Genomic DNA, 22355 nt, shown 5'->3' with positions numbered 1-22355 from the left:
GGACACACCCGTACCCATTCCGAACACGGAAGTTAAGCCCACCAGCGTACCGTGAAGTACTGGAGTGAGCGATCCTCTGGGAACCACGGGTCGCCGCCTGCCCACTCATCCGGGAGAATACTCCCACCCAGCCCACGGACGTATGTCCGTGGGCTTTTTTGATGTATAGCGAGCAGCGAGGGCGTTGACGCGCGACCGCTAGGCTTAAACGCTCCACAGCGGTACGTTCGGACAGCGCCAAGGTGGCAGAGTCTGGTCAGACGCAGCGGCCTGCAGAGCCGCCCAACGCCGGTTCAAATCCGGCCCTTGGCTTCTTGATTCGGTCTCGGTACGTCGCGAGGTCGGTCCCGTGAACTGACCCGCTTAGTAACCGTTAAACACCGGGTGACCCATGCGTCAACTATGCAACGACGCGCTGTGGCCGTGTTTGTCGCGCTGTTCCTCGCCGTCGCGGGCGTGGCGGGCGCGCTGACCGCGACGGCCGATAGTCCAGAGATCACGCTCGAGAATCCGGAGGTCGACGCCTCGCAGGGTGACTCGGTCGAAGTCGGTGGTGAGTCGTACGTTGTGGCCGACATCTCCGAGACGGAAGAGGGCGGAGGCGGGCACGGTGGTGCGGCGACGACCGTCATCACCGGAACGCTCGAGCGGGAGTTCACCGCGGAGACCTCCGAGACGTGGGCGAACGGTTCGACGGCTACGGTCGGTGACCGCGAGTGGCGCGTCGAGGTCACGGGGGAGAACGCGACCGAGTTCACGCTCGTCGAGGTGCTCGACCGACAGGCGATCCTCGGCGCCGACGACGCGGCCGAGAACGAGACGGTCACGCTCGACGACGGCGAGTACGTCGCCGTGACGGACGACTCCGGCGAACGGACGCTGGTGCCCGTCGACGAGTACTTCCCGGCGCCCGAGCAGCGCTCGTACGAGGTGGGCGAGACCCTCGAGTACGACGGACAGACGGTTACGGTCGACGGTGTGACCGCTGACGGTGCCGTACTCGTGTGGGAGACGACCGAGACGGAGACCGTGGAGTTCTCCCAGCACTCGGTGGTAACGATCGGCGGCACGGACTACGTTGCGCACTTCCCCGACGCCTCGACGCTTCGGATGTCGTCGGACATCGAGGCGTACGAGGCGCAGGTCTCCGAGATAGACCAGTTCAACCAGTACAACAGCGGCCTCTCGCGCGTGCTCGTCCTCTCGGTGCTGTCCTCCATCATGCTCGCTGGGCTGGCGTTCATCCCGTCGCGGTACTGACAGCCGGCCGAGTCGGGGCGTTCGTTTCGCTTCGATGCTGCGTTTCGACCGACAGCCACTACCGGACGGCACCGCTACGGCGGGCATGAGTTCGACAGGAGAGAAGGTGCGACAGCTGGCCCCCCACTGGGCGGTGATGTTCGTCGCCATGTTCGCTGCGCTGGCGGTCGCCGACCGGATCACCGGCGGGCTCGGTGTCGTCGCGTCGTTGGTGCTCGTGCTCGCTATCGCTTTCGCCTACCCGTTCGCCGCCCGGACGCTCGGCGTCGCACCGGCGGTCTGGAGGCGATGACGGCGTCGCTGTACACATGACGACACAGATCAAAGACCCCGTTCACGGGTACATCGAACTCGACGACGCGGTCGTCGATCGCGTGATCGACACGTCGGCGTTTCAGCGGCTGCGGTACGTCAAGCAGCTCTCGGCGACCCACCTCGTCTATCCGGCCGCCAACCACACGCGGTTCGAACACAGCCTCGGCGTCTACCACCTCGGCCGCCGCGTCTTCGAAAACCTCCGTGAGGAGCCGTATTTCACCCGGAACACGTCCTCGGACACGCTCGACGAGATTCAGTCGACGCTGGAGTGTGCGTGTCTGCTCCACGATGTCGGCCATCCGCCGTTCTCGCACGTCTGCGAGCGGCATCTCGACGCGACGGCACTCCGAGACCGGCTCGCGGAGCGGGGCTTCGTCGCGTCGCTTCGCGAGGCGGGGCTCGATGACACGCCACTTCTCGGGGCGAGTCCGCACGAACTCATGAGCTGTCTCCTGATACTCGACCGCTTCGGCGACGCGCTCCGATCCCTGTCGGTCGACCCGGAGGAGGTGTGCGCGTACGTCTTGGGGTACAGTCTGGTGTACGAGCGGGGCGGACCGTGGCAGCACGGCCTCGGAGCCCAGCTGCTTCACTCGCCGGTCGACGTCGACCGCCTCGACTACATCTCCCGAGACAACTGGATGACGGGCGCGAACGTGTTGAACTTCGACACCGATCGCATGGTCGACGCCTACACGGCGCACCCCGACGAGGGGCTCGCGCTCTCCGAGAAGGCGCTCTCGACGCTCGGGAACTACTTGGAGGGCCGGATCGCGCTGTACATGTGGGTGACCCAGCACCACAAGTCGGTGTACGCGAACGCGCTGCTCCGCGATCTGACCGAGCGAGCGGCCGAGCTGACCGGCGATCCGCCGGTGACGATAGACGGGATCCTCGACGGCGAGATCGACGACAACACCGTCGCGGAGCGACTGCGCCGGCTCGCGCGCGACCGCCCGGACACCACGTTCGCGACGCTGTACGACCGGTATCGGACGCGGCAGTTCCCGACGACCTGCTGGAAACATCGGATCGCCTACGCCGACCGGATCGAGGTCGACCGCGAGGCGTTCGGCGAGTGGCTCGTCTCGGGCGACGAGCGCCTCGAACGCGAACTCGCGGCGGAACTGGACGTCCCGCCTCACGACGTGTGGATCGAACGCTCGTACGTCCCCGAGTACGAGCCCTCCGAGCTGGCCGACATTCCGATCGCGTACGGCGGGACGACGCGGTCGGCCGGCGACTGGGGGCTGTACGGCGAGCGCGCCTTCGACACCCCGATCCCGTTCGTCTACGTGCCCGACGGGGACCGAAAACGCGCCACTCGGTGGCTCATCGATCGGTTTCACGCGGAGTACGGCGGCTGACGGCATCGGACACAATTCTGACCGATAACACCGGTGTCAGCCGGTCACGGTCCCGTCCCTTTCGGGTTTATACGACTCGGTCGCCTTCCGATCGGTATGAGCGACGAGAGCGCGGCTCCGGTCACGTCGAAGCTCCCGGACGCACCGTTCCACACCAGCGGTACCGACCACGTCACGGTCTGGGGCAGCAACGAGGAGGACACGCTCGCGTTCTACCGCGACCTGCTCGGGATGCCGCTCGTGTTGCGACAGCCGAACCTCGACGACCCCTCGCAGACGCACCTCTTCTTCGACACCGGCGACGGGCGGATCCTCACGGTGTTCGTGAGCGACGAGCGGGCGTCCGCGCGCGGCCAGCGCGTCAACACGGGCGCCGTCCACCACCTGTGTTTCACCGTCGAGCCCGACGAGTACGAGGATATCATGGCGGCGCTCGAAGAGGCAGGGAAGGGGTACAACGTCTTCGACCGCGGCATCTTCCACTCGATTTACACCCAAGACAACAACGGGCTCGTCATCGAGCTGTCCGCCGACAAATACGAGATACCCGACGACCGCAAGGGCGAGGTGCTCGCGACCGCGCAGCGGCTCCGCGAGGAGGACGGCGCCGACTTCGCGCAGGACCGCCACATGGAGGGCGCGCTGGAGGAGCTCGGCCTGCCGGTAAACAAACACGACCTGCCCGACGCCGACGCCGGCGTGGGGGTCTGAGATGGCGGACGGCGCTCAGGGCCCGCACGCGGGCGACGACCCGCACGGCGACGAGCCGCTGGTCACGGCCGGAACGCCGCTCGACGACGCGGGCGCGGCGCTCGTACTCGTCCACGGTCGCGGCGCGACCGCCCGCAGCGTCGTCGACTTGGGCGAACGGCTCGCCGGCGACCGCGACGTGGCGATCCTCGCGCCGGCGGCCGCCGGGAACACCTGGTATCCGAACTCGTTCCTCGCGCCGGTCGCGGACAACGAGCCGGGACGGACCTCGGGCCTTCGGGCGGTCGACGCGGCCGTCGACCGCGCGACAGACGCCGAGATCGATCGCGACCGCGTCCTCGTCGCCGGCTTCTCGCAGGGCGCCTGTCTCGCGAGCGAGTTCGTCGCCCGCGATCCCGGCCGCTACGGCGGACTCGCAGTGTTCAGCGGCGGGCTGATCGGCGAGGCGGTCGAGGTCGACGACTACCTCGCGACCGGCGACCGCGGGAGCGGAGCGGGCGACGACGCGACAGGCCCCCTCGCCAGCACCCCTGCGTTCGTCGGCTGTAGCGACGTCGACCCGCACATCCCCGAGGAGCGGGTCCACGAGACGACCGCGGTGTTGGAGGCGCTCGGGGCCGACGTGGACGAACGGATCTACGAGGGCATGGGCCACGGGATCAACGAGGAGGAGGTCGCGGCGGTGGCGGAACTGGTCGGCGACCTCGCCTGAGCGTCGGCCCGTCGGCGCCGGCCAAGGGGGCCGCCCGCCCTGATCACGCCAGCCAGTCGTCCGGCTTCGTGTCGTAGTCGACCTCGTCCGCGGTGATCCGTTCCCGGATCGACTCGTCGAGGTCGTGTTCCGTCACCTCGCCGCCGTCGTACTGGAAGCGCACGCCGACCTCGGTTCCCTCCGGCTCCTCGCCGCGTCGCTTGGCGCGCCGGACGGCCCCGTCGTCGTACTCGACGCGGATCGTCGCCAGGTTCACCGGGCGACCCCACAGCTCGAACACGCGCTTCAGCGTCGCTTTGGCGCGCTCCTCGTCGAGCGCGACGCCGTTGTACCGGTGGCCGATGAGTAGCTCCCCCCGGTTGCGGAAGTTCCCGTCCAACACGACGATCGTCGGCTTCCCGAAGTTGGTGAATCGGAGGAGCAGCTTCTTCCGAACGTCGTCGGCGTCGACGCTGGCGACGCGGTGTTCCTCGGCGGCTCGGCTGTACTCGTAGGTGAAGTAGTTCCCCTCGCGCACGAACTCGTCGGTGAGGAACGCGTCGATGAACGTCACGTCGTTGTGGCTCTCGCGGACCTCGAACATCCGCTCCCAGCCGGCCGCGCGGTCGACGTCGGCGATCGCCTCGGCGACCGTCGCGTACCGGTTCACGTCGAACAGGTACCGCGCCTGCTCTTCGAGCGTCTCCCGAGAGACGTTCCGGAGCGCGCCCCGGTGTTCCGGCCGCGAGAGGACGTAGTGGCGCTCCGCGAGCCCCTCGCGCGTGAGGAGCTTCCACGGGTACCGCTCCACGTCAATCTCCTCGCCGTCGGCCGACGCGCCGTCGCCGTCTTCGCGCCGAGCGGACAGCGCCCGGTCGACCGCCTCGGCGTCGACGCGCGGATCGCCGTCGGCGGCGAGGTCGGCGAGTTCGTCCAGCGTCGCCGGGCCGGCGCCCGCGACCGCCGGGTGGGGTTCGAGCAGGGTCGCGACCTCGTCGAGGTCGATCCGCGAGTGGAAGTTCTCCGGCGTCACCCCGTCGACCCGGAGCAGCTTGTCGATCACCTCTCGGCGCGCGGCGCGCAGCTCCACGTGCGTCCACAGCTCGAAGCCGAGCTTATACGGGTTGAGGCCGGGCGAGCCGAGCACTCGGGACATGTGGTCGGCGTACGTGAGGAACTCGTCCTCGCCGGCGAACCCCTCGCCGCCCATCATCAGCGACTCCCAGTACGTCGCCCACCCCTCGTTCATCACCTTCGTCTGCTTCTGCCCGGCGAAGTAGTACGCCTCCTCGCGGATCGCGTCGACGACGGTCGTCTCCCACGGCTCGCGGTCGACCGCCTTCCCGCTATCCGGGTCGTACCGCTTCCCGTGGTCGCGCAGGAACGCGAGCACGTCCGGGCGGGGCTCCTCCGGCTCGACGCCCTCCCCGCGCGCTTCGAGCCACTCGTCGTCGAACACGTCCCGGCGCACCTCCTCGGAGAGGTCGAGGTCGTCGATCCGGGCCTCTATCGCGTCGAGCGCGTCGTCGCCGTCGCCACTCACGTCGTCCGCGATCCCCGGCTCCTCGACGGACCGCGCGGCGTCGACCGGGCTGTGCTGGTCGATCGTGTCCTCCAGCGCGCTCACGGCGTCGATCAGGCGTTCGACTTCGTCGCGGTCGACGTCGGCCCGCTTCGCGATCGCCGCGATCCGGTCGGCGTTGCGCTCCAACCGCGCCGCGGCGTTCGGGCCGCCCTCGCCGCGGTCGGCGTACAGCCCGAACCACTCGTTGTTCGCGAAGAAGTCCGCGTGCGCCTCGACGTGGGTGATCACCGCCTTCTGGTCGGCCGCCGCGTTCGACTCCTGGAGGAACGCGTGGGCCGGGTCGTCGTTGTTGACGATCTCGAACGCCTTCCCGAGCCCGTGGCGGTCCTTCTTGCGCTGCCGCTCGTAGTTCATCCCCCACCGCCAGTGCGGGTACCGGCGCTGGAAGCCGCCGTAGGCGATCAGCTCGTTCATCTGGTCGTGGTCGACCACCCAGTACCGCACCGGGTACGGCTCCAACCCGAGCCGCTCGGCCAGCTCGCGGGCCTCCTCGGCCGGCTCGTCGAGGGCGTCGGCCTCGCGCTTCGCCTCGATCCGGTCGTCTCTCATCTGCGTTCACCTCTGTCGGTCCGCCGCGCCGCAGTCGTTCCGGCGGGAGCGCTCCCGCCGCCGTCAGACTCCGTGCTGAGGATCTCGTAGATGGCGTCCGTGATATCGTCTGGTTCCGAGACGCGCGCGACGGCCACGTCGTCGGCGTCGCCGAACGCGGACTCGACCTCGTCGGCGTGGCGGGCGTTCGCCGCGCCGTCGCCGGGCTGGGTCTCGACGTACGCGTGGAGGTTGGCGTCGATCGACTCCATCAGCGGGATCACGTTGTTCGTGGTGTCGCTACCGGCGTTCTCGGAGTCGCCCGCGGCGAACACGTACCGGTTCCACTCGCTGTACGGGTACTCCTCCAGCAGTTCCTCGACGAGCTCGTAGGCGCTCGAAATCCGGGTTCCGCCGCCCGACTGGATCCCGAAGAACTCCTCGCGGTCGACCTCCCACGCCTCCGCGTCGTGGACGACGTACCGGAACTCGGCGGCGTCGTACTTCCCGGTCAGGTACCAGTCCATCGGCGTGAACACGCGCTCGACGAGCTCGCGTTTCGTCTCGCGCATCGAGCCGGAGGCGTCGCGGACGTTGATCACCACGACGTTGCGCTCGCGCTTCTCTATCACCTCCGGGTGACGGAACCGCTCGTCCTCGCTGCGGAACGGAACGCTGTCGAGCCCCTCGCGCCGGATCCGCTGCGTGACGGGCTCGTGGTCCACCCCGTCGTCGAGCGCCTCGAAGCTCTCCCAGCGGTCAAGCGCGGCGACCGGTTCGCCCCGCTCGTCCGCGAGGGTCGCGGCGGCGTCGGCGATCCACGCCCGCGAGACCGGGACGCCCTCATCGCGCGCCCACGCGAAGACATCGTCCACGTCGGCGCCGTCGACGAACAAGCCCTCCCGGACGTACGCCCCGTCGAAGTCGGTGGCGAGGTGGCGTTTTAACCCCCGCTTGAAGAACTCGTCGACGTCGAGGGTCCCCCGCGGGCCGGCGCGGGCGGTGTCGGTGAAGTCGCCCTCCACCTCCTCGATCACTTGCTTCCCCTTCGGTTCGAGGTCGAGCCCGAGCGCCTCGTCGAGCTCGCGGGCGAACTCCTCCGGGTCCATCTCGTAGTACTCGTGGTCGCCGCCCTCCTCGCCGGGGTCGCCCGCCTCGTCGCCGTCGCCGGGCTCGGGGTCGACCGGCTGGCCGGGCTGCGGCTGGCCGTCGCCGCCCTGTCCCACGCCGCCGGCGGAGCGCTGGTCGTACTCGAACGCGGGGAGGTCGACGAGCTTGATCGGGATCCGGATCCGGTCCGCGCCGGACCCGCCGAGGTCGCCGTGGCTGATGAACTCTGCGAGGTCCGCCCGGCGCGTCTCGCCGACCTCGCGGAACCGCTCGCGGTCCTCGGTCAGTCCCACGGGTCACCACCTCCGTCGGGACCGGCACCGTCGCTCGGACCCGCGTCGCCGGCCCGCTCACCGTCGATATCGGGCCACTCCTTGCGGACCTGCTCCATCACCGCCCGGCTCGTCAGTTCCGCGGACGCCGGCGTGTAGCCGCGGTCGCACAGGCGGTCGATCGTCTCCGCCTTCACCCGTTCCGTCTCGGTGTCGGCCGGCGGGTCGGCCCACGCCGCCGGATCGAGGTCGGGGAACCGCCGCTTCACGTCGGCGAGGTCGTTCGCGTCGATAACGGCCTTCAGCTCCGGCACCTCGGCGAGTTCCACGTCGTCGACGCTGAACGCGTCGCCGCGGTTCCGCCACGCGTACCGCGTGAGTCCCCGGATCACGCGCTCGCGCCGGAAGCTCTCGACGGCCCGGCCCGGGTCGGTCCCGCGGTAGTCGCTCTCGTCGAACCGCCCGAGCGTCTCCGTCTCGAACACCTTCATCGCGAGCGGGTCCGGCGCCTCGTCCGCGCGTCCGCGCTCCGTCGGGTCGTCGTCGTCCCACGCGTACACGTGTTCGACGTACTCGGCGACGGTCTCCGCCGAGACGGTCTCCGCGGCGAGGATCGCGTCGATCACGTCCTCCCGCTGCCGCTCGCGGATCTGCGTCGCGACCGGCTCGCGCCGCCCGTCGAACTCCGCCGCCTCGGCCCGCGAGAAGACGGGGGCGTCGACGAGCCCGTCGGCGAGCGCGTCGAGCACGTCCGTCGGCGTGATCACTCGCTCGACGGGAAGCTCCGGGTGGCTCCGGTCGGCGGTCGACGAGAGCAGGTCCGCGACCGCGTCGCGCGCGTACGTCACGGGGATCCCGTTTCGGCCGTCCCCCTCGGCGAGGTCCACGTCGGCAACGGTGACCGCGTCGTCCCCGCGGCGGACCTCGCCGGTCTCGTACAGCTCGGCGGTCTCGATCAGGTCGAGGTCGCCGGGCAGGTCGTCCGCGTCGAGCCGCGTGACGACCGCGTACAGCGCCGCGGCCCCGACCGCGTGGGGCGCGATCTCGCGCTCGGCGACCGTCCCGTCCGACTCCCGCACCGCGACCGACAGCGGCGCCGCTCCGGGGTCGCGGTCCCTGCCGTCACCGGCGTCCGGGGCGGCCGCGCCGCTCGCGCCGACGCTACCGTCCTCGACCGCCGTCGCCCCGGCGACCTCCCGCCGGAGCAGCCGCGCCTCCAAGCGGCGGTTCGTGAGGTATCGGAACTCGTGTTTCGAGAGCCGGCGCTTCAGCGCCTTCAGCGGGTCAGCGTCGCCGCGCTCGGCGTGCCGGTCCAACTCGGCGTCGAGGTCGGGATTCGAGATGACGATCAGCTGGGTGTCTAAGTCCATCCCGATCCCCTTGTCGAGCTTCACGCGCCGCTCGTCGGGGACGTTGAGCAGCCGCCGGAGCAGGTCGGCGTGCTGGCTGGCGTCCTCGACGACGGTGGCGACCCCGTTCCCCTGCGAGAGGACGCCGTCGTAGCTGAACGCCTGCGGGTTCTTCCGGCCGCGCGAGTCGAGCTCGCGCAACATGCCGCCCATCCACGAGCCGACGAGCCGCTCTTTGGGGGTCCCGTCGTCCTCGGCGTGGAGGACGCCGACCCCCCGCCCGACGTCGACGACGTAGCTCGTCACGCGGAGGTGGTCGCGGTCGGTGATCGCCGAGAAGAGGTCGCGGCGCCCCTGCTCGCGGTAGGTCGACTCCAGGTGGTCGTACGCCTCGCGGCTGAACGGGTCGAGCCCCACGTCGGCGGCGATCGGATACGCGTCGTCGTCGGCCGCGTCGGCGACCGACTCGCGGACCGACTCGGGGAACACCGACAGCGGGTGCGTCTGGACCGGGCTGCGGTACCACTCCCCGGCGTCGCCGCCGTCGCCGTACGAGAGCGACGCGGCGCCCGCCCCGTCCCCGCTCCCGACGCCCGCGCCGGTGACGTTCCACTCGACGGTGTACCGGCGCCCGGCGTCCGTCTTCGAGAACGCGCGGAGCCCGTTTATCAGGCACCGCTTGAACTCCGACTTCCCCGTCGCGGTCGGGCCGTCGATCCAGACGATCGTCTCGTCGTTCCCGCGCCCCGTCGCGGCCGCGCGGAGGTCGTCGACGAACGCGTTGAGCGCGCGGGTGTTGCCCAACACGGCGTGTTCGCCGTCGTTCGCCGGGTCGTCGAAGAACCGGTACCGGTCGAGCGTCTCGCCCCGCTCGCGGACCTCACGAGTGCCGTACGACTCGACGGCCGCGAGGACGTACCCCGCCCCGGAGGCGGCCGCGGTCGGGTTCTCCAACACGCGGTCGACGTAGGACTCGAGGCTCATCGGCGGGTCGTACGCCCCCCGAAGGGCGTCGTCGGCCGCGGCGACGAACCCCTCGCCGTCCGTTCGAGTGCGTTCGCTCATCTCAGTCCCCGCCGTCCGCTATCTCCGAGCGCGCGACCGCCGCGCCCGCGTACTCTAACACCTCTGCGGCGCCGTCCTCCGAATACCCGCGGTCGACCAAGGCCGAAACCCAGGCGCTCCGGTCCTCGTCGTCGAGGTCGGTCGCGGACACCAGCGCCGAGAAGTTGATGTTGTGCTTCTTGTCCTCCCACAGCTTCCGTTCGAGGGCGCGCCGGAGGCGGTCGTTCTCCTGCGGGTCGAAGCCGCGTCCCTCGCGGGCGCGCCGCGAGATCCAGTTCGACACCTCCTGTCTGAAGTCGTCCTTGCGGTCCGAGGGCACGTCGAGCTGTTCCTCGACCGCGCGCAGGAACGTCTCGTCCGGCTCGGTCTCGCGGCCGGTCAGCTCGTCGTCGACGGTGTCGTCGTCGATGTACGCCATCACGTGGTCCATGTACTTCTCGCCCTGCCGCCGGAGCTCGTCCACGTCGTACGCCAGCGCGTGGCGCACGTCCTCGATCGCGCGCTCGCGGTACTCCTCGCGGACGGTCTCCAAGAGCCGCTCGTAGCGGCCGAGGTCGTCGGCCGCGATCGAGCCGTGGCCGCCGAGGTTCGCCTCGAAGTGATCGAAGACGGACAACGGGGAGAGGTGGCTGCGGTCGCGGTGGGTCGCGTCCATGATCGCCTCGGCGATCTCGTCGCCGACGAACCGCGCGGAGATCCCGTCCATCCCCTCGCCGACGTCGGCGGACTCGGCGGCGTCCTCCCGGAGCTTCCGCCGGTCGATCTCCTCGTCTTCGAGCTCGCCGTTGTACGCCTTCGCCTTCTCCAACAGGCTCACCGTCTCGTCGGTCGGCTCCTCCAACCGGGTGAGCACGCCGAAGAGGCCGGCCATCTCCAGCGCGTGCGGCTCGACGTGGACGTTGGGCACGTCGGCGTTTGCGAGCATCTTCCGGTAGATCTCCGCCTCGCTCTCGTACTCCAACACGTACGGGTAGTCGATCCGCTTGGTGCGGTCGTTGAACGCCTCCATCTTCTCGTCGCCGGTCTTCTCGCGGTACTCCGGCATGTTCGTCCGGCCGACGATCACTTGGTCGATGTCGATCCGCGGGTTGTTCTTCGGCTTGATCGTCGACTCCTGCGAGGCGTGGAGGAAGTCGTAGAGGAACTCCCGCTGGAGCTTGAGCAGTTCCTCGCCGGAGAACAGGCCGCGGTTCGCGTTACAGAACGCGCCGGCGTAGTCGAACGCCCGCGGGTCGGACTCGCCGTAGACGGCGAGCTTGGCGTAGTTGACGTCGCCGGTGAGCTCCGTCTCGTCCTGGTTCTTCTTGTCCTTCGGCTCGAACGTCTCGATACACTCCCGGCGGTTCTCGTCTGCGACGAGCCGGACGACCTCGACGTGCTCGTCGAGGACGCGCTGGAGGTCGTCGTCGTAGTGCGCGAGCAGTTCGTTCAGGTAGAACTCCGAGGCCGGGTCCGGGTGTTGGTCGTTCCGAAGCGTGTAGGGCGCGTCGAGCCGCTCGTTCAGGTCGTCGATCACCGCCTGCCGCTGCGGCTTCGGGAGGAGGACGAGGGGGTCCTGACTCATCGGGGAGCGGACCGTGTCGTCGTCCGGGTCCTGGTCGTCGATCACCGAACAGAGATCGACCCACCGGAAGGTGTACATCCGCCCCGCGTCCTCCCGGGTGTACGCCTCGAAGTAGCGGCGCACGAGCCAGTCGAAGTGCGACTTCCCAGAGCCGACCGGCCCCAACAGGAGCTTGATCCGCTTTTCGGGACCCAGTCCGCGGGCCCCGGACTTCACCTTGTTGACGAACTCGTGGATCGCCTCGTGGACCTCGCGGCCGTAGAAGACGTTCTCGCCGTCGTGGAGCGGGTCCTCGGCGGCGAGCGCGTACTCGGCGACGCCGCGCTCCTCGTCGTAGTGCGTCCCGTAGTGGTCGAACATGTCCGCGACGCGCTGGTGCGCGTTCCGCGCGATCCGGGGGTCGTCGTACAGCGCGTCGAGGTACCAGTCGAACGAGCGCGCCGCTCTGAGGTCGTCGGGAACCTCCGTCCGGTACTCCTCGCTGAGCCGTTCAAGCGTTTGTCGGTCTGCCATCGTATCACGTTCGCTCGGGGGGCGCGGCGGGGTCGCCGACGGCCGACGCGACGGCCGGAGCGGCCGCTCTTCGTGCGCATATCAACAGCTCGTCGAGCCGCGAGCGGCGCGTCGTCGGGGCGCGCGTCGGTGTCGGTGGTCGCCTCGCCCGTATCCGAGGCTATATATGTGAGAGGGATTGCCACGGATAAGTATGTCGCCCGTTGACACGCATCACTCAGCGACCGGCGCCTGCGCCCTCACCGGATCCGACCGGTTCGCCGACGGTCCCTCGACCGGTTTTATCAGCGACCCGTGGGATCTACGGCGGCGGCGAGCGTCGGCTCTCTCGAATCCCTCGCGCGCGCCGGTTGGGCCCCGTTCGAGACGCGCGCTGTCCGCGCGCCCGTCGCTGAGAACCGGAACCATCGACCCCGGCACCCACCCTTTTGCGGGGCGCCGTCCCAGTACGCCTGTGACGTTCAGCATCTGCGTTCGCGAGCGGTACACCGACGAGGACGGCGACGACCAGACCCGGTTCGGCGTGGCGGTGACCACCCGCCTGCCGGGCGTCGGCACGCTGTGTCCCTTCGCCTCGGCCGACGGCGCGGTGGCGACCCAGTCGCTCGTCAACGTCGAACTGGGACGGAAGGGGATCGAGTACCTCGGCGACGGGCTCGCGGTCGACGACGCGCTGGAGGCGCTGTTGAACGCCGACGAGGGGAGCGCTCAGCGCCAGCTCCACGGCGTCGATGCCGACGGGACGTTCGCGTTCTCCGGCGACGAGTGTAACGGCTGGTACGGCCACCGGGAGGGAGAGAACTACACCGTCGCGGGCAACCTCCTGACGGGCGAGGACGTGGTCGAGGACACCGCGGCCGCCTACGAGTCCGACGCCCACGGCGACGCGCCCCTCGCCGAGCGGCTGATCGACGCCCTCGCCGCGGGCCACGCCGCGGGGGGCGACAAGCGCGAGGACCTCGAAGTCCAGTCCGCCGCGCTGCTCGTGTGTAACACGGAGGAGGAGACCGACGACCCGTACTACAACGACCTCCGGGTCGACGCGAGCGAGACGCCGGTGGCGGACCTCCGCGAGACGTACGAGACGGCCAAGCGCGGCTACGAGACCGTCTTGGAGAAGTACGCGGACGAGGAGACCGACGACGAGAGAGAAGCCGACGAGGCAACGGACGACGGTAGGGGGCCCGACGAGGCAACGGACGACGAGACGGAAACAGACGACGAGTAGAGGGCCCGCTACATCGACAGCCGCGCGAGGATCGGCAGGTGGTCGGAGGGGTACCGCCCGCGGTCGTCGCGGTCCGCGAGGGTCGCGAACGCCTCGACCGAAAGCTCCGGCGAGACGAGCGCGTGGTCGATCCGGCGGCCGTCGATGAGGCGGGCGAAGTCGGTGAGGCTCGTCTCCGGGCCGTGCCGGAGGTCGGCGGCAACGGCGGCGTCGCGAAGCGCGGGCGCGTCGTCGGTCGCCCCTCCGTCGACCGCTCCTCCGTCGACGGTCCCCCCGGTTCCGGCGTCGTCGCCGATGAGAATCCGGTGCGGCTCCGACCCGGGCGTACAGTTGAGGTCGCCGACGAGGACGACCGGGGCCGTCCCGTCGGCGTCGGCTTCGTCGCCCGTCGCGATCGCCGGGAGCCGCTCGCGCAGCAGGCGGGCGGACTCGCGCCGCGCCCGCGCGCTCACGTGGTCGAAGTGCGTGTTGACGACGCGGAGCGCGGCGTCGCCGTCGACGGCGCGCACTCGGGCCCACGTCGCGATCCGCGGGTGGGACGCGTCCCACCCGACCGACGGCGAGTCCGGGGTCTCGGAGAGCCAGAACGTCCCGCTCCGAGTGACTTCCCAGCGGTCGCCCCGGACGCCGATCGGGCACCCTTCGCCCTCGCCGTCGGTCGCGCGACCCCGGCCGACGAACTCGTACTCCGGGAGTCGCTCGCGGAGGTCGCGGCGCTGTCCGGGGAGCGGCTCCTGAAACGCGGCGATGTCGGGCCGGTGAAAGCGGACCAGGCGCGCGACGGCGTCTCGGCGGTCGTGCCAGGCGTCGTGGTGGTCGCCCCGGTTAGCGTAGCGGACGTTGTAGCTCAGCACCCGGATCGCGGTCATTACGTCGGGGGTCGCGGGCGAGGCGATTAAAATGCGCGGAGCGCGGGACGTGTCGCGGAACGAATCGAGGCCGCCGCTCCCCGACCGCTCACACCGAGAACTCGTACAGGTCGTCGCCGACGTGGTGGATCGACTCGACGACTTTGCCGCTGTCGCCGACCATCGCGTCGCCGTCGACCATCGCGCGGCCCACCGCCAGCACCTTCCCGTGGGTCTCCTCGGCGATGACGACGAGGTCGCCCGCGCGGATCGCCTCGTCGGCCTCGACGATCCCCGGGCGCATCACGTCGGCGCCGTCGGAGACGAAGGAGATCGCCCCTGCGTCGACCGTCACGACGCCCGTCTCCGGGTCGAAGTCGTTCGCCCCCCGGACCGTGAGGAAGGGCTCGTCGTCGTCGACGTAGAAGACGGCGGGGTCGCCGTCGACTAAGACGAGCTCGTAGCCGGCGTCGACGAACTCCACGAACTCGAACGCCTCGCCGTCGATGTCGACCCCGAGGTGGTCGGCCACCGCCTCGCGGATCGCCGTGATCTCGTCGCTCCGGAGGTGGTGCCGAGATTTCACTTCCATGGGCGTTCCGTCGACCGCTCGGCCGATAAATGGACCGCTCCCCGCCTCGTCCGGGGGTCGCTCCGCGGCGGGCGCTCCGCGGCGACGGTCTCGACTCGTTGGACCGATCAAAACGGCCTTAAACCACCTCTCCATATCCATTCGTATGCTCAACCCACTGGCGATCGTGCTCGTGGCGATCGTGAATCCCCCCGCGATCGTCCTCGCGGCGGTCGCGACGCTTCTCGTCGTCCTCGTCACCTCGGTGCGGGGGACGGGGTGGGAACCCACGACCGACGTCTCGGACGAAGTGCTCGAACACCGCGCGTCGTCGGTCCCCGAGACCGAGTTCCCGGAACCGGGTAACCGCGCGGTCGGCGGCGGCGGTGGCGGCGGCGCCATCCCGGCGGGCGGCGCCGAGGGCGGGGAGGGCGAGCTCGAAGAGGGCGGCACCGTCAGCTCCGGCCCCGGTGACATCCCCGAAGACGAGGTGGAGTACTACGAGGTCGAGTTCGTCAAGCAGGGCGAGACGGTCGAGCTCTCCAACGACGAGCCCATCCTCGAACAGGGCGAAGACGAGGGGTGGGACCTCCCGTACGCCTGCCGACAGGGCCAGTGCGTCTCCTGTGCCGGGCAGATCGCGGACGGCCCCTCCGAGGACTTCGTCGAGCACGACAACCAGCAGATGCTCGAAGAGGCCGAGATCGACGACGGCTACACGCTCACCTGCGTCGCGTACCCGCGCGACTCCTTCAGCATCGAGACCGGCGAGGCGCCGTAGGCCCGTTTCCTGGTCTCGACTCTCCCACCCGTTCTCGATTCCGCGCTCGTTCCCAGTCCTTCTCGCTCGCGACACCCTTTTTCGCGTCTCGGTCCAACGAGCCGTATGTCCGTCACCACGGCCCTCGTCGGGGGCGGCGGAGGCGTCGTCGTCGCGCTGATCGCCGCGGCCGTCTACCGCGACGCCGCGCGCGTCGGCGTCGACCTCGGCTCGCCGGCGGCGTGGGCCGCGCTCGTCGTGCTCACCGGCGGTGCGAGCCTCGTCACGCTACTCGCGGTTCCCGACGCGCCCCTACCCGGAGTCCTCGTGTTGACCGCGCTCGGGCCGCTGCTGTACGTGCTCGAACGCGACGACTCGCTGAACGGCGACGACCCGGCCGACCCCACGCGGCTCCCCAGCCAGTCTGGCGACGCGGCCGACTCGGGCGACGACGGGGAGCGATAGCGCGCTCGGCTGCCGCCGTTCCGTCTCATCGACGATGATACAGTTCCTTTCGACGCGCCCGACGGCTCCTAAACCGCAACTTTCCATACCGTCGGCGATGTATTGGGGGTAATGAGCGACGAGAGCGACGAGAGCCTCGCGGACCGGGTCGAGCGGTGGATGGTCGGACAGATGCCGATCATCCAGATGCACGGCGGCACGAGCGTCGTGCGCGAGGCGAACCCCGAGACCGGCGAGGTCGTCGTCGAGCTCGGCGGCACCTGCTCCGGCTGCGGTATCTCGAACATCACCGCCGACAACATCCGCCGCGACCTCATCATGGACTTCGACGAGGTCGACAACGTGACGGTGCGGACCGCCTCCTCCGGCGATCAGGGCGCCTCGACGGTCGAGGGCGGTCGCGGCGGCGAGCTCCGCCACGAGACCGACTCCGCGAACCACTTCTGAACGCGGCGGGCCGTCCCGCCGCGAGGCCTCTCGATACCGCCGCCTCTCTTATAGCGACGTGAACGGCAGCGACGCGAGCGAATCGGGGCCGTAGTCGAGCGCGTCGGCCTGCGAGACGCCGTCCGGCGTCACGAGGTCGACGACCCGCGGCGCGTTCCCGGCCGCGCCCTCGCGCGCGCCGCCGAAGACGAAGGTCCCGGCCTCTTCGGCGACCGCGCGCAAGCTGCCGCGGTCCTCCGAGCCGACGACCGGCGCCACCTCCCAGCCAGAGATGTCGCCGCCGACCGCGGACTTCGGCACCGAGACGACGGCCGTGTTCGACTCGAAGCTCACGAACACCTCCGGCGTGCCAAGGTCTCCGCCGTCGGCGTCGGCGATCCCTCTCGCGAAGCCGCTGGCGTCGATCCGGTACTGCCACGGCGCGCCGAACTCGGCGGTGAGCCCGAGATCGTCCAGCGCGCTCGTGCGGCCGCCGTTCGCGTCGGGATCGCGCAAGTAGACGAGGAAGTAGTGCGGCGAGAAGTCGCCGCCGAACGCGTCGTAGAGGTTCTCAACCCCGAATGCGAACCGGTACTCTTTCTCGGTCTCTAAGACGCGGAATGAGCGCAGATCGAACGCGCTGTCTCGGAACGCACCGTCCGTCGGGTAGACGTACTCGCCGGGTCCGTCGTCGTCGCGTTTCGGGTCGGTCAGCTCGGCGACGACGTCGCCGGGAGCGACGGTAACCGTCTCCGTGGCGAGCTCCTCGTCGGTCTCCGGGTCGCGAACGGCGACGTCGTAGGTGCCGATCGCCGTGATCCGGTAGCCGAGTTCGACCGTCTCGTCCGTCGCGTTCGGCGGGAGCCGGACGTTGGCGAGCGTCTCGACCTCGCCGTCGACGACGATCTCGACGTTCGTGCCGCCCACGAACCCGGCGTCGTTCGACCCCGTCCCCGCGATGAACGACTCGTCGAGGTCGGCCTCCTCCGCGATCTCGATCGAGATGTCCTGTTCCGGCGGCTCGTACTCCGGGAGTCGACCGATCTCGCGGCCCCGCGCCGGACGGAACCTGACAGCAGTTCCGCCGCTCGGCGCGAGCGACGCGAGCAGCGTCGTGCTCGGGGTGACGATCGCCTCGTCGATCCGGACCCCGGTCGGGTCGGCGTCGACGCCTCCTCCGATCGCGTCCGAGTAGATCTCCGCGACGTACTTCGGGCCGTCGCGGCCGCCGCCGTTCCCGTTATTCTTCCCCTTCTCTTTCCCCTTTCCGCCACCGTTGCCGTGCCCCGGCGCGTCCCCGGACTTACCGGGTGCGAGGAAGTCGAGCGGCACGTTGACCGCGCGGCCCGCCCCGTCGGTCATGACGCCGACGTACCACTCGTCGCCGTGCCGGCGGGCGATTGCGAGGTAGTCGCCGATCGCGGCGCCGACGACGCGCGTCTCGTCCCAGCCGGCGGCCGGAACGGACTCGACGAAGGAGAACTCCGGCTTCGCGTCGAAGTTCTCGTTCTCCGGAACGTACCCCTCGTACTCGGCCGGGATCGGGGAGGGCTCGCCCGATTCGGTGACGGCGACCGCGTTGAGGTTGAATCCCCCCACGTCGCCGGTGAACCCGTCTCCGCCGTCCTCGTAGTCGAGCTCGACCGCGATCTCGGTGTCGCCCGCGTCGAGTTCCACCTCGGTCGTGAACACCCGCCAGTCGTCCCAGTAGGCGGTGAAGTCGGGTTCGATCGTCCGGCTCGCGTCGCCGACGCGGAGCGTCGCTCGCGGCCCGCCGGCGTCGATCACGCGTTGCGCGTTCTCCTCCGGCGCGCTCGCGTACCGGAGGTGGAGGTCGTATGTCCCCGGCTCCTCGACGCCGCGCACGACGTACGTCACCGACGAGCCGCTCGGTGCGCGGTTAGGGTCGACGGCGACGTGGTTCGTGCCGAACGCGTCCCGCCACGTGTCGTCGGTCACCAGTCCGTCGCGCTCGCCAGCCGCGGCTTGGAGCCCCTCGCCCACCTCGAACGTCTCGTCGACGTACCCCTCGATCCGGTCGGCGGCCATCTGGAGGCCGCTGAGGTACGTCGGGTACATCGCGAGCTGCTTGGCGCGGGTCGTCTGGACCTGGTCGCCGCGGTCGTCGCCGAAGGTCACGTCGAAGATACCCGGCTGGAAGCTCACCGGGCCGGCGAGGTTCCGCGTGAACGGGAGCGTGACGTGGTGGTCGCGGCCGACGTTCGATCCGAGCTGGCCGAACCCGTCGTACTCCTGGGCCTTCACCACCTCGCGGTTCGCCACGTTCGGGTAGGTCCGGATCTCGCCGGTCGGCTTGATCCCCTCGTGGATCTCCAGCAGCTGACGGTTCGCGGCCGCCTCACGGATCGCGAGCCGGTGGTGGTTCACCGCGAGCTGGTTGTGCTGGTTGTGGGTCGGCTCGGCGCCGTCGCCGTCGATGCCGAGCCCCGGGTCCGAGACGTACCCGTTCTTGATCGAGTTGATCCCCTCGGCCTCGTACCCCGCGAACACGTCCTCGTCGAGGATCGCGGCCTCGTACTGCGGGATGTTACCGGCCGTCTCGTTGTGGATCGTCATCTCGACGGGGTCCGGCAGCGACGCGCCGAAGTCGGTCACCTCGGGCACGTCGAAGTCCGGATAGGAGTCGTCGACGCCGAAGCCGAAGCCGGTGCCGTCCCCGGGATAGGTGTCCCACCCCTCGTTCCACCCCTCGACGAGCACGCTGTCGATCCCGTTCTCGCTCGCGAAGCGCATGTACCGCTTCATGCGCTCGGTCCGCGCACCGTGGACGTACGCGGCGGGATTTCCGTCGTTCCCGGCGATCTCGTCGTCCGACTTGTACTCCCAGTTCGCCTGCCCCGCGATCATCGTCCACCAGATGCCGACGTACTTGCGGGGCTCGATCCAGTCGGCGTCCGGCTCGCCGCCCGCGGTCGGCAGCGCCGACTCGTCGAGCGGGTCGGCGAGCAGCGGGACGAGCTGCGACTCGATCAGCTCGCCCGGCCGGTCGACGACCTGTATCGTCCGCCACGGCGTCGCCGCCGGGAGGTCGAGCGAGGCCCTCGACCCGTCGGGCAGCGGCGTGAGCTCGGTCGCGAAGGCCGTCCCCCCGTCGTCGCTGCGGGGCGCGAGCGTCGCCGCCGCGTAGTCGTCGAGGTTCGCCTCGTGGACGCTGAGGTACGCGTCGCCCGCGTCCACCGTCAGCGGCGTGTGCGCGCCGGTCCGGGTCGGCGTGTCCGTCGGCCGCGTCTCGCGGCTCCCGGCCGGTATCTCCGACAGCGGCGTCTCCGCGTACTCCTGCTCGAACCGCGGGTTGGTTACCTCGTTGCGGATCCACCAGGCGTCGTAGTCGGCCGCGAAGTCGACGCCGGTGTTCTCCGAGTCGATCACCGCCTTCTCCGAGTGGCTCGCGAACCCCTCCCCGAGGACGACCCGGAGGCCGACCCCGTCGTCGAACGCGCGCACTTGGAGGGTCGCGGTCCGCGCGTCCGCCGCGGGGGCGCCCGACCCGTCCGCGTCCCCGGCGGCGTCGGCGAGCCCGACGCTCAGGGCGCGGTACTCCGCGGACACCTCCTCGTACGCGCCCCACACCGGCTCCCACTCCTCGGTCGCCGACTCGCGCTCGGTGCCCGTAACCGTCACCGGGCCCGACTCCCCGTCGGCGCTCGCGCCGAACGACGGCTGATTCCGGAAGTCGAACCCGACCGTCGACGGTCCGACGTACGTTTCGCCGCCGCGAGCGACCTCGTAGGTCGGGGCTCCGCCGGTGACGTCGACCGTGACCGCGATCGATCCGTCGGGCGACTCGACCGTCTGGACCGGGTCGTCCGCCTCGTTGTCGACTCGCGCGGCGTCGTCGGCCGACACGTCTCGCGAGTAGGCCGCGGCGGCGACCAGCGCCCCCACGCTCCCGAGGAACCCCCGCCGCGTCGCGCCGTCAAACGTTTGCTGTGATCGTTTCTCACGCATTCCGTCCGCAGCGTGTATGCGATGAATAATAATGCTATTGTAACGAATCGAAGTGATTGGATTTCGAAACGACCGAGTCGGCGCGCCTCGGCGCCCGGACCGCCGCCCGCCGATCCACCTCTACAGCGCGTTCTCCAGCGCCGACGCGACGCTCCGCACCTTTTCGGCCAGCGCCTCGGGGGTGTGGCCGGCCGCGACCGACTCGGTCAGCTCCTCGTCGTCGACGCGCTCGACCGTCCCGTCGGGGTGTTTCATCACGTCGACGTGGAGGTCCACGTAGCGGGCCGCGTCGGGGAACACCTCGACGGGCGTACAGACGTTGACGTACGTCCCGCGGACCGTCCCGTCGCGGCCGCGGTACGTCGTCGGGTACCACCAGCGCCCCTCCTTCAGGCTCGTCTCGGCGACGTCGCCGGCCTCGCGGTCGACGCCGAGCCCGTCGTAGGTCCCCCCGCCGGTCATCTCGCGCTCGACGGTGACGGTCCCGTCGGCGTCGACTCCCGTCACCGTCCCCTCGCCGAGGGTGATCAGCCGGCCGTCGGGCTTCCCGTGGTCGATCCGGAGCGCGTCGCCCTCGCGCGGGCCGAACGCGTCGGCCACGACCGCGAACGGGAACTCGGCGTCGGGAGCGGGGTCGCAGAGCGCCTCCGCGAGGTCGACGCCGGCCGAGGCGTCCGCCGACCCCGCCTTCACGCGGTGGTGGCCGGGCATCGTCGCGGTCGCGGTCCGCCGCGCGTCGTCGAGTCCCGACCGGCTCTCGCGGCCGAACCAGACCCAGACGCCGGCGTTCGGCGCGGCGAGCGGGGCGTCGCGGAGCCGGCTCCGGTCGCTGACGACGCCGAGCCCGTCTCCGGTCCCGTCGTCGACTCCACTCTCGTCGTCCGCTCCGGTCGCCGCGCGTAGCCCCTCGGCGGCCTCGACGGCCGCGTCGAGGCCCGCGGTCAGCGCCTCCGTGTCGGCGTCGACGGCGGCGGGCTGCCACACCGCCCGCCAGCCCGTCGGCGGTTCGAGGTCGAGCAGGTCGAGCATCCCGGACAGCTCTCGGGCGGCCTCGTCGTCCCGGGCGTCGACCCGCGTCCCGGACCCCGGTTCGAGCGCGACGAGGTCGCCGCCGACCCGCAACTCCCCGGCGAGTTCGGGGCGACGGTCCGTCCACGGCGCGGCCGACTCGCGCACCTGGACCCGGACCGCGTCCCCCGTCTCGACCCGGGCGTCGACGGCCCCGTACGGGAGGTACCCCTCGACGGCCGCGGCGGGCGTGCCCGTCACGTCGCCGCCCTCGCCGCCGACTCGCCCGCCGCCGATTCGGAGGTCGACGACCGCGCCGCCGCCGAGCGTCTCCGTCACCTCGCCGTCGAGGACGGTCCCCGGCGGCGTCGGGTCGGGCCACGCGAGCGCGTCGCGGCCCGCGTCGGTCAGGAGATCTCGGACCGCGCCGAGCGCGCCGGCGTCGCCGTGCGCGCCGACCCCCTGCCGGTCCGCGCTCGTCCCGATCCGGACGGCCGGCGGCTCGGTCCCGAACTCGGCGTCGAACCGCCGGCGGATCGGCGGCGAGGCGTCCACCACCTCGTGGCCGGCGTCGAGCAGGCGCGCGGTGAGCGCCGTCGCGTAGATGCCGCGGACGCGGGCTCGCGCCATCGTCACAGCTCCTCGCGCTCGCGCGCGAACCGCACGCGGTCGTTCACCGTGTCGCCGAGCGAGAGTTCGACGACGACCGGGGCGCCGTCGTCGGCCTCGCGGAGGACCCGCCCGCCC

Annotated in this window: 17 protein-coding genes, 1 tRNA gene and 1 rRNA gene; 11 read left to right on the top strand and 8 right to left on the bottom strand. The window is 70.5% G+C overall.

The window, feature by feature from the left end:
- The 7 genes from rrf to EXE51_RS16925 form a co-directional block, all read left to right on the top strand.
- Nucleotides 1–102: ribosomal RNA gene (rrf, locus tag EXE51_RS16955) — 5S ribosomal RNA — on the top strand; the annotation flags it as partial.
- Nucleotides 103–236: 134 nt separating this feature from the next.
- Nucleotides 237–312 (top strand) — tRNA-Cys (locus EXE51_RS16950).
- 105 nt (nt 313–417) lie between these two features.
- Nucleotides 418–1260 carry a hypothetical protein gene (locus EXE51_RS16945; protein WP_094583144.1) on the top strand — a complete coding sequence of 281 codons (843 nt, stop codon included), beginning with the start codon at nt 418–420 and terminating at the stop codon, nt 1258–1260.
- A gap of 85 nt (nt 1261–1345) precedes the next feature.
- Entirely contained in the window at nt 1346–1552 is a 207-nt protein-coding gene (locus tag EXE51_RS16940; RefSeq protein ID WP_137693139.1) for a hypothetical protein, read from the top strand.
- Nucleotides 1553–1568: 16 nt separating this feature from the next.
- The gene (locus EXE51_RS16935; protein ID WP_137693138.1) at nt 1569–2945 is read left to right on the top strand and encodes an HD domain-containing protein; all 1377 of its coding nucleotides are present in this window, start codon (nt 1569–1571) and stop codon (nt 2943–2945) included.
- A gap of 96 nt (nt 2946–3041) precedes the next feature.
- Entirely contained in the window at nt 3042–3656 is a 615-nt protein-coding gene (locus tag EXE51_RS16930) for a VOC family protein (protein WP_049932877.1), read from the top strand.
- 1 nt (nt 3657) lies between these two features.
- The gene (locus EXE51_RS16925) at nt 3658–4368 is read left to right on the top strand and encodes an alpha/beta hydrolase (RefSeq protein ID WP_089308716.1); all 711 of its coding nucleotides are present in this window, start codon (nt 3658–3660) and stop codon (nt 4366–4368) included.
- A gap of 43 nt (nt 4369–4411) precedes the next feature.
- Here the strand turns inward: EXE51_RS16925 and EXE51_RS16920 are convergent, their stop codons facing one another.
- Genes EXE51_RS16920 through EXE51_RS16905 form a run of 4 tightly spaced genes read right to left on the bottom strand, consistent with a single transcriptional unit; the run spans nt 4412 to nt 12333 of the window.
- Entirely contained in the window at nt 4412–6481 is a 2070-nt protein-coding gene (locus EXE51_RS16920) for a SpoVR family protein (RefSeq protein WP_137693137.1), read from the bottom strand.
- Nucleotides 6478–7863: a DUF444 family protein gene (locus tag EXE51_RS16915; RefSeq protein ID WP_137693136.1), complete on the bottom strand. Its 1386-nt coding sequence runs from the start codon at nt 7861–7863 to the stop codon at nt 6478–6480. The genes EXE51_RS16920 and EXE51_RS16915 overlap by 4 nt, the downstream gene beginning before the upstream one ends.
- Nucleotides 7854–10256, bottom strand: a complete 2403-nt coding sequence (locus tag EXE51_RS16910; protein ID WP_137693135.1) for a kinase anchor protein — start codon at nt 10254–10256, stop codon at nt 7854–7856. The genes EXE51_RS16915 and EXE51_RS16910 overlap by 10 nt, the downstream gene beginning before the upstream one ends.
- A 1-nt stretch (nt 10257) precedes the next feature.
- Nucleotides 10258–12333: a PrkA family serine protein kinase gene (locus EXE51_RS16905; protein ID WP_049932872.1), complete on the bottom strand. Its 2076-nt coding sequence runs from the start codon at nt 12331–12333 to the stop codon at nt 10258–10260.
- A gap of 454 nt (nt 12334–12787) precedes the next feature.
- Here EXE51_RS16905 and EXE51_RS16900 point away from each other — a divergent pair, with 454 nt between their 5' ends.
- Complete coding sequence (locus EXE51_RS16900; RefSeq protein WP_241898019.1) at nt 12788–13561, top strand: DUF1028 domain-containing protein; 774 nt, start codon at nt 12788–12790, stop codon at nt 13559–13561.
- Nucleotides 13562–13569: 8 nt separating this feature from the next.
- On the opposite strand, the gene EXE51_RS16895 is transcribed toward EXE51_RS16900, so the two are convergent.
- Nucleotides 13570–14430, bottom strand: a complete 861-nt coding sequence (locus EXE51_RS16895) for an endonuclease/exonuclease/phosphatase family protein (RefSeq protein WP_086216787.1) — start codon at nt 14428–14430, stop codon at nt 13570–13572.
- 88 nt (nt 14431–14518) lie between these two features.
- Complete coding sequence (locus tag EXE51_RS16890; protein ID WP_049932869.1) at nt 14519–15001, bottom strand: RNA-binding protein; 483 nt, start codon at nt 14999–15001, stop codon at nt 14519–14521.
- Nucleotides 15002–15146: 145 nt separating this feature from the next.
- Here EXE51_RS16890 and EXE51_RS16885 point away from each other — a divergent pair, with 145 nt between their 5' ends.
- The 3 genes from EXE51_RS16885 (at nt 15147) to EXE51_RS16875 (ending at nt 16652) form a co-directional block, all read left to right on the top strand.
- A complete protein-coding gene (locus EXE51_RS16885) occupies nt 15147–15761 on the top strand; it encodes a 2Fe-2S iron-sulfur cluster-binding protein (protein WP_049932868.1) in 615 nt (204 codons plus the stop codon).
- A gap of 105 nt (nt 15762–15866) precedes the next feature.
- Nucleotides 15867–16205, top strand: coding sequence for a hypothetical protein (locus EXE51_RS16880; RefSeq protein ID WP_049932867.1), 339 nt, complete (start codon nt 15867–15869; stop codon nt 16203–16205).
- A gap of 111 nt (nt 16206–16316) precedes the next feature.
- Nucleotides 16317–16652 carry a NifU family protein gene (locus EXE51_RS16875; RefSeq protein ID WP_049932866.1) on the top strand — a complete coding sequence of 112 codons (336 nt, stop codon included), beginning with the start codon at nt 16317–16319 and terminating at the stop codon, nt 16650–16652.
- A gap of 48 nt (nt 16653–16700) precedes the next feature.
- Here EXE51_RS16875 and EXE51_RS16870 read toward each other — a convergent pair whose 3' ends face one another.
- Both EXE51_RS16870 and EXE51_RS16865 read right to left on the bottom strand, forming a co-directional pair.
- Nucleotides 16701–20600: a glycoside hydrolase family 97 catalytic domain-containing protein gene (locus EXE51_RS16870; protein ID WP_394348093.1), complete on the bottom strand. Its 3900-nt coding sequence runs from the start codon at nt 20598–20600 to the stop codon at nt 16701–16703.
- Between the two features lie 120 nt (nt 20601–20720).
- Nucleotides 20721–22238 (bottom strand): DUF402 domain-containing protein, encoded by a 1518-nt coding sequence (locus EXE51_RS16865; RefSeq protein ID WP_137693134.1) that lies wholly within the window; start codon nt 22236–22238, stop codon nt 20721–20723.
- Nucleotides 22239–22355: the final 117 nt, after the last annotated feature.

The organism is Halorubrum sp. CGM5_25_10-8B (genome assembly GCF_005435095.1).
GTDB classification, from domain to species: Archaea; Halobacteriota; Halobacteria; order Halobacteriales; family Haloferacaceae; genus Halorubrum; species Halorubrum ezzemoulense.
This window is presented reverse-complemented; position numbering and strand designations above follow the sequence as displayed.

Coding starts and splice junctions, on each gene's coding strand:
- EXE51_RS16935 (WP_137693138.1), top strand. CDS start 1,569: ATGACGACACAGATCAAAGACCCCGTTCACGGGTACATCGAACTCGAC.
- EXE51_RS16940 (WP_137693139.1), top strand. CDS start 1,346: ATGAGTTCGACAGGAGAGAAGGTGCGACAGCTGGCCCCCCACTGGGCG.
- EXE51_RS16895 (WP_086216787.1), bottom strand. CDS start 14,430: ATGACCGCGATCCGGGTGCTGAGCTACAACGTCCGCTACGCTAACCGG.
- EXE51_RS16905 (WP_049932872.1), bottom strand. CDS start 12,333: ATGGCAGACCGACAAACGCTTGAACGGCTCAGCGAGGAGTACCGGACG.
- EXE51_RS16910 (WP_137693135.1), bottom strand. CDS start 10,256: ATGAGCGAACGCACTCGAACGGACGGCGAGGGGTTCGTCGCCGCGGCC.
- EXE51_RS16865 (WP_137693134.1), bottom strand. CDS start 22,238: ATGGCGCGAGCCCGCGTCCGCGGCATCTACGCGACGGCGCTCACCGCG.
- EXE51_RS16885 (WP_049932868.1), top strand. CDS start 15,147: ATGCTCAACCCACTGGCGATCGTGCTCGTGGCGATCGTGAATCCCCCC.
- EXE51_RS16890 (WP_049932869.1), bottom strand. CDS start 15,001: ATGGAAGTGAAATCTCGGCACCACCTCCGGAGCGACGAGATCACGGCG.
- EXE51_RS16880 (WP_049932867.1), top strand. CDS start 15,867: ATGTCCGTCACCACGGCCCTCGTCGGGGGCGGCGGAGGCGTCGTCGTC.
- EXE51_RS16875 (WP_049932866.1), top strand. CDS start 16,317: ATGAGCGACGAGAGCGACGAGAGCCTCGCGGACCGGGTCGAGCGGTGG.
- EXE51_RS16930 (WP_049932877.1), top strand. CDS start 3,042: ATGAGCGACGAGAGCGCGGCTCCGGTCACGTCGAAGCTCCCGGACGCA.
- EXE51_RS16925 (WP_089308716.1), top strand. CDS start 3,658: ATGGCGGACGGCGCTCAGGGCCCGCACGCGGGCGACGACCCGCACGGC.
- EXE51_RS16920 (WP_137693137.1), bottom strand. CDS start 6,481: ATGAGAGACGACCGGATCGAGGCGAAGCGCGAGGCCGACGCCCTCGAC.
- EXE51_RS16870 (WP_394348093.1), bottom strand. CDS start 20,600: ATGCGTGAGAAACGATCACAGCAAACGTTTGACGGCGCGACGCGGCGG.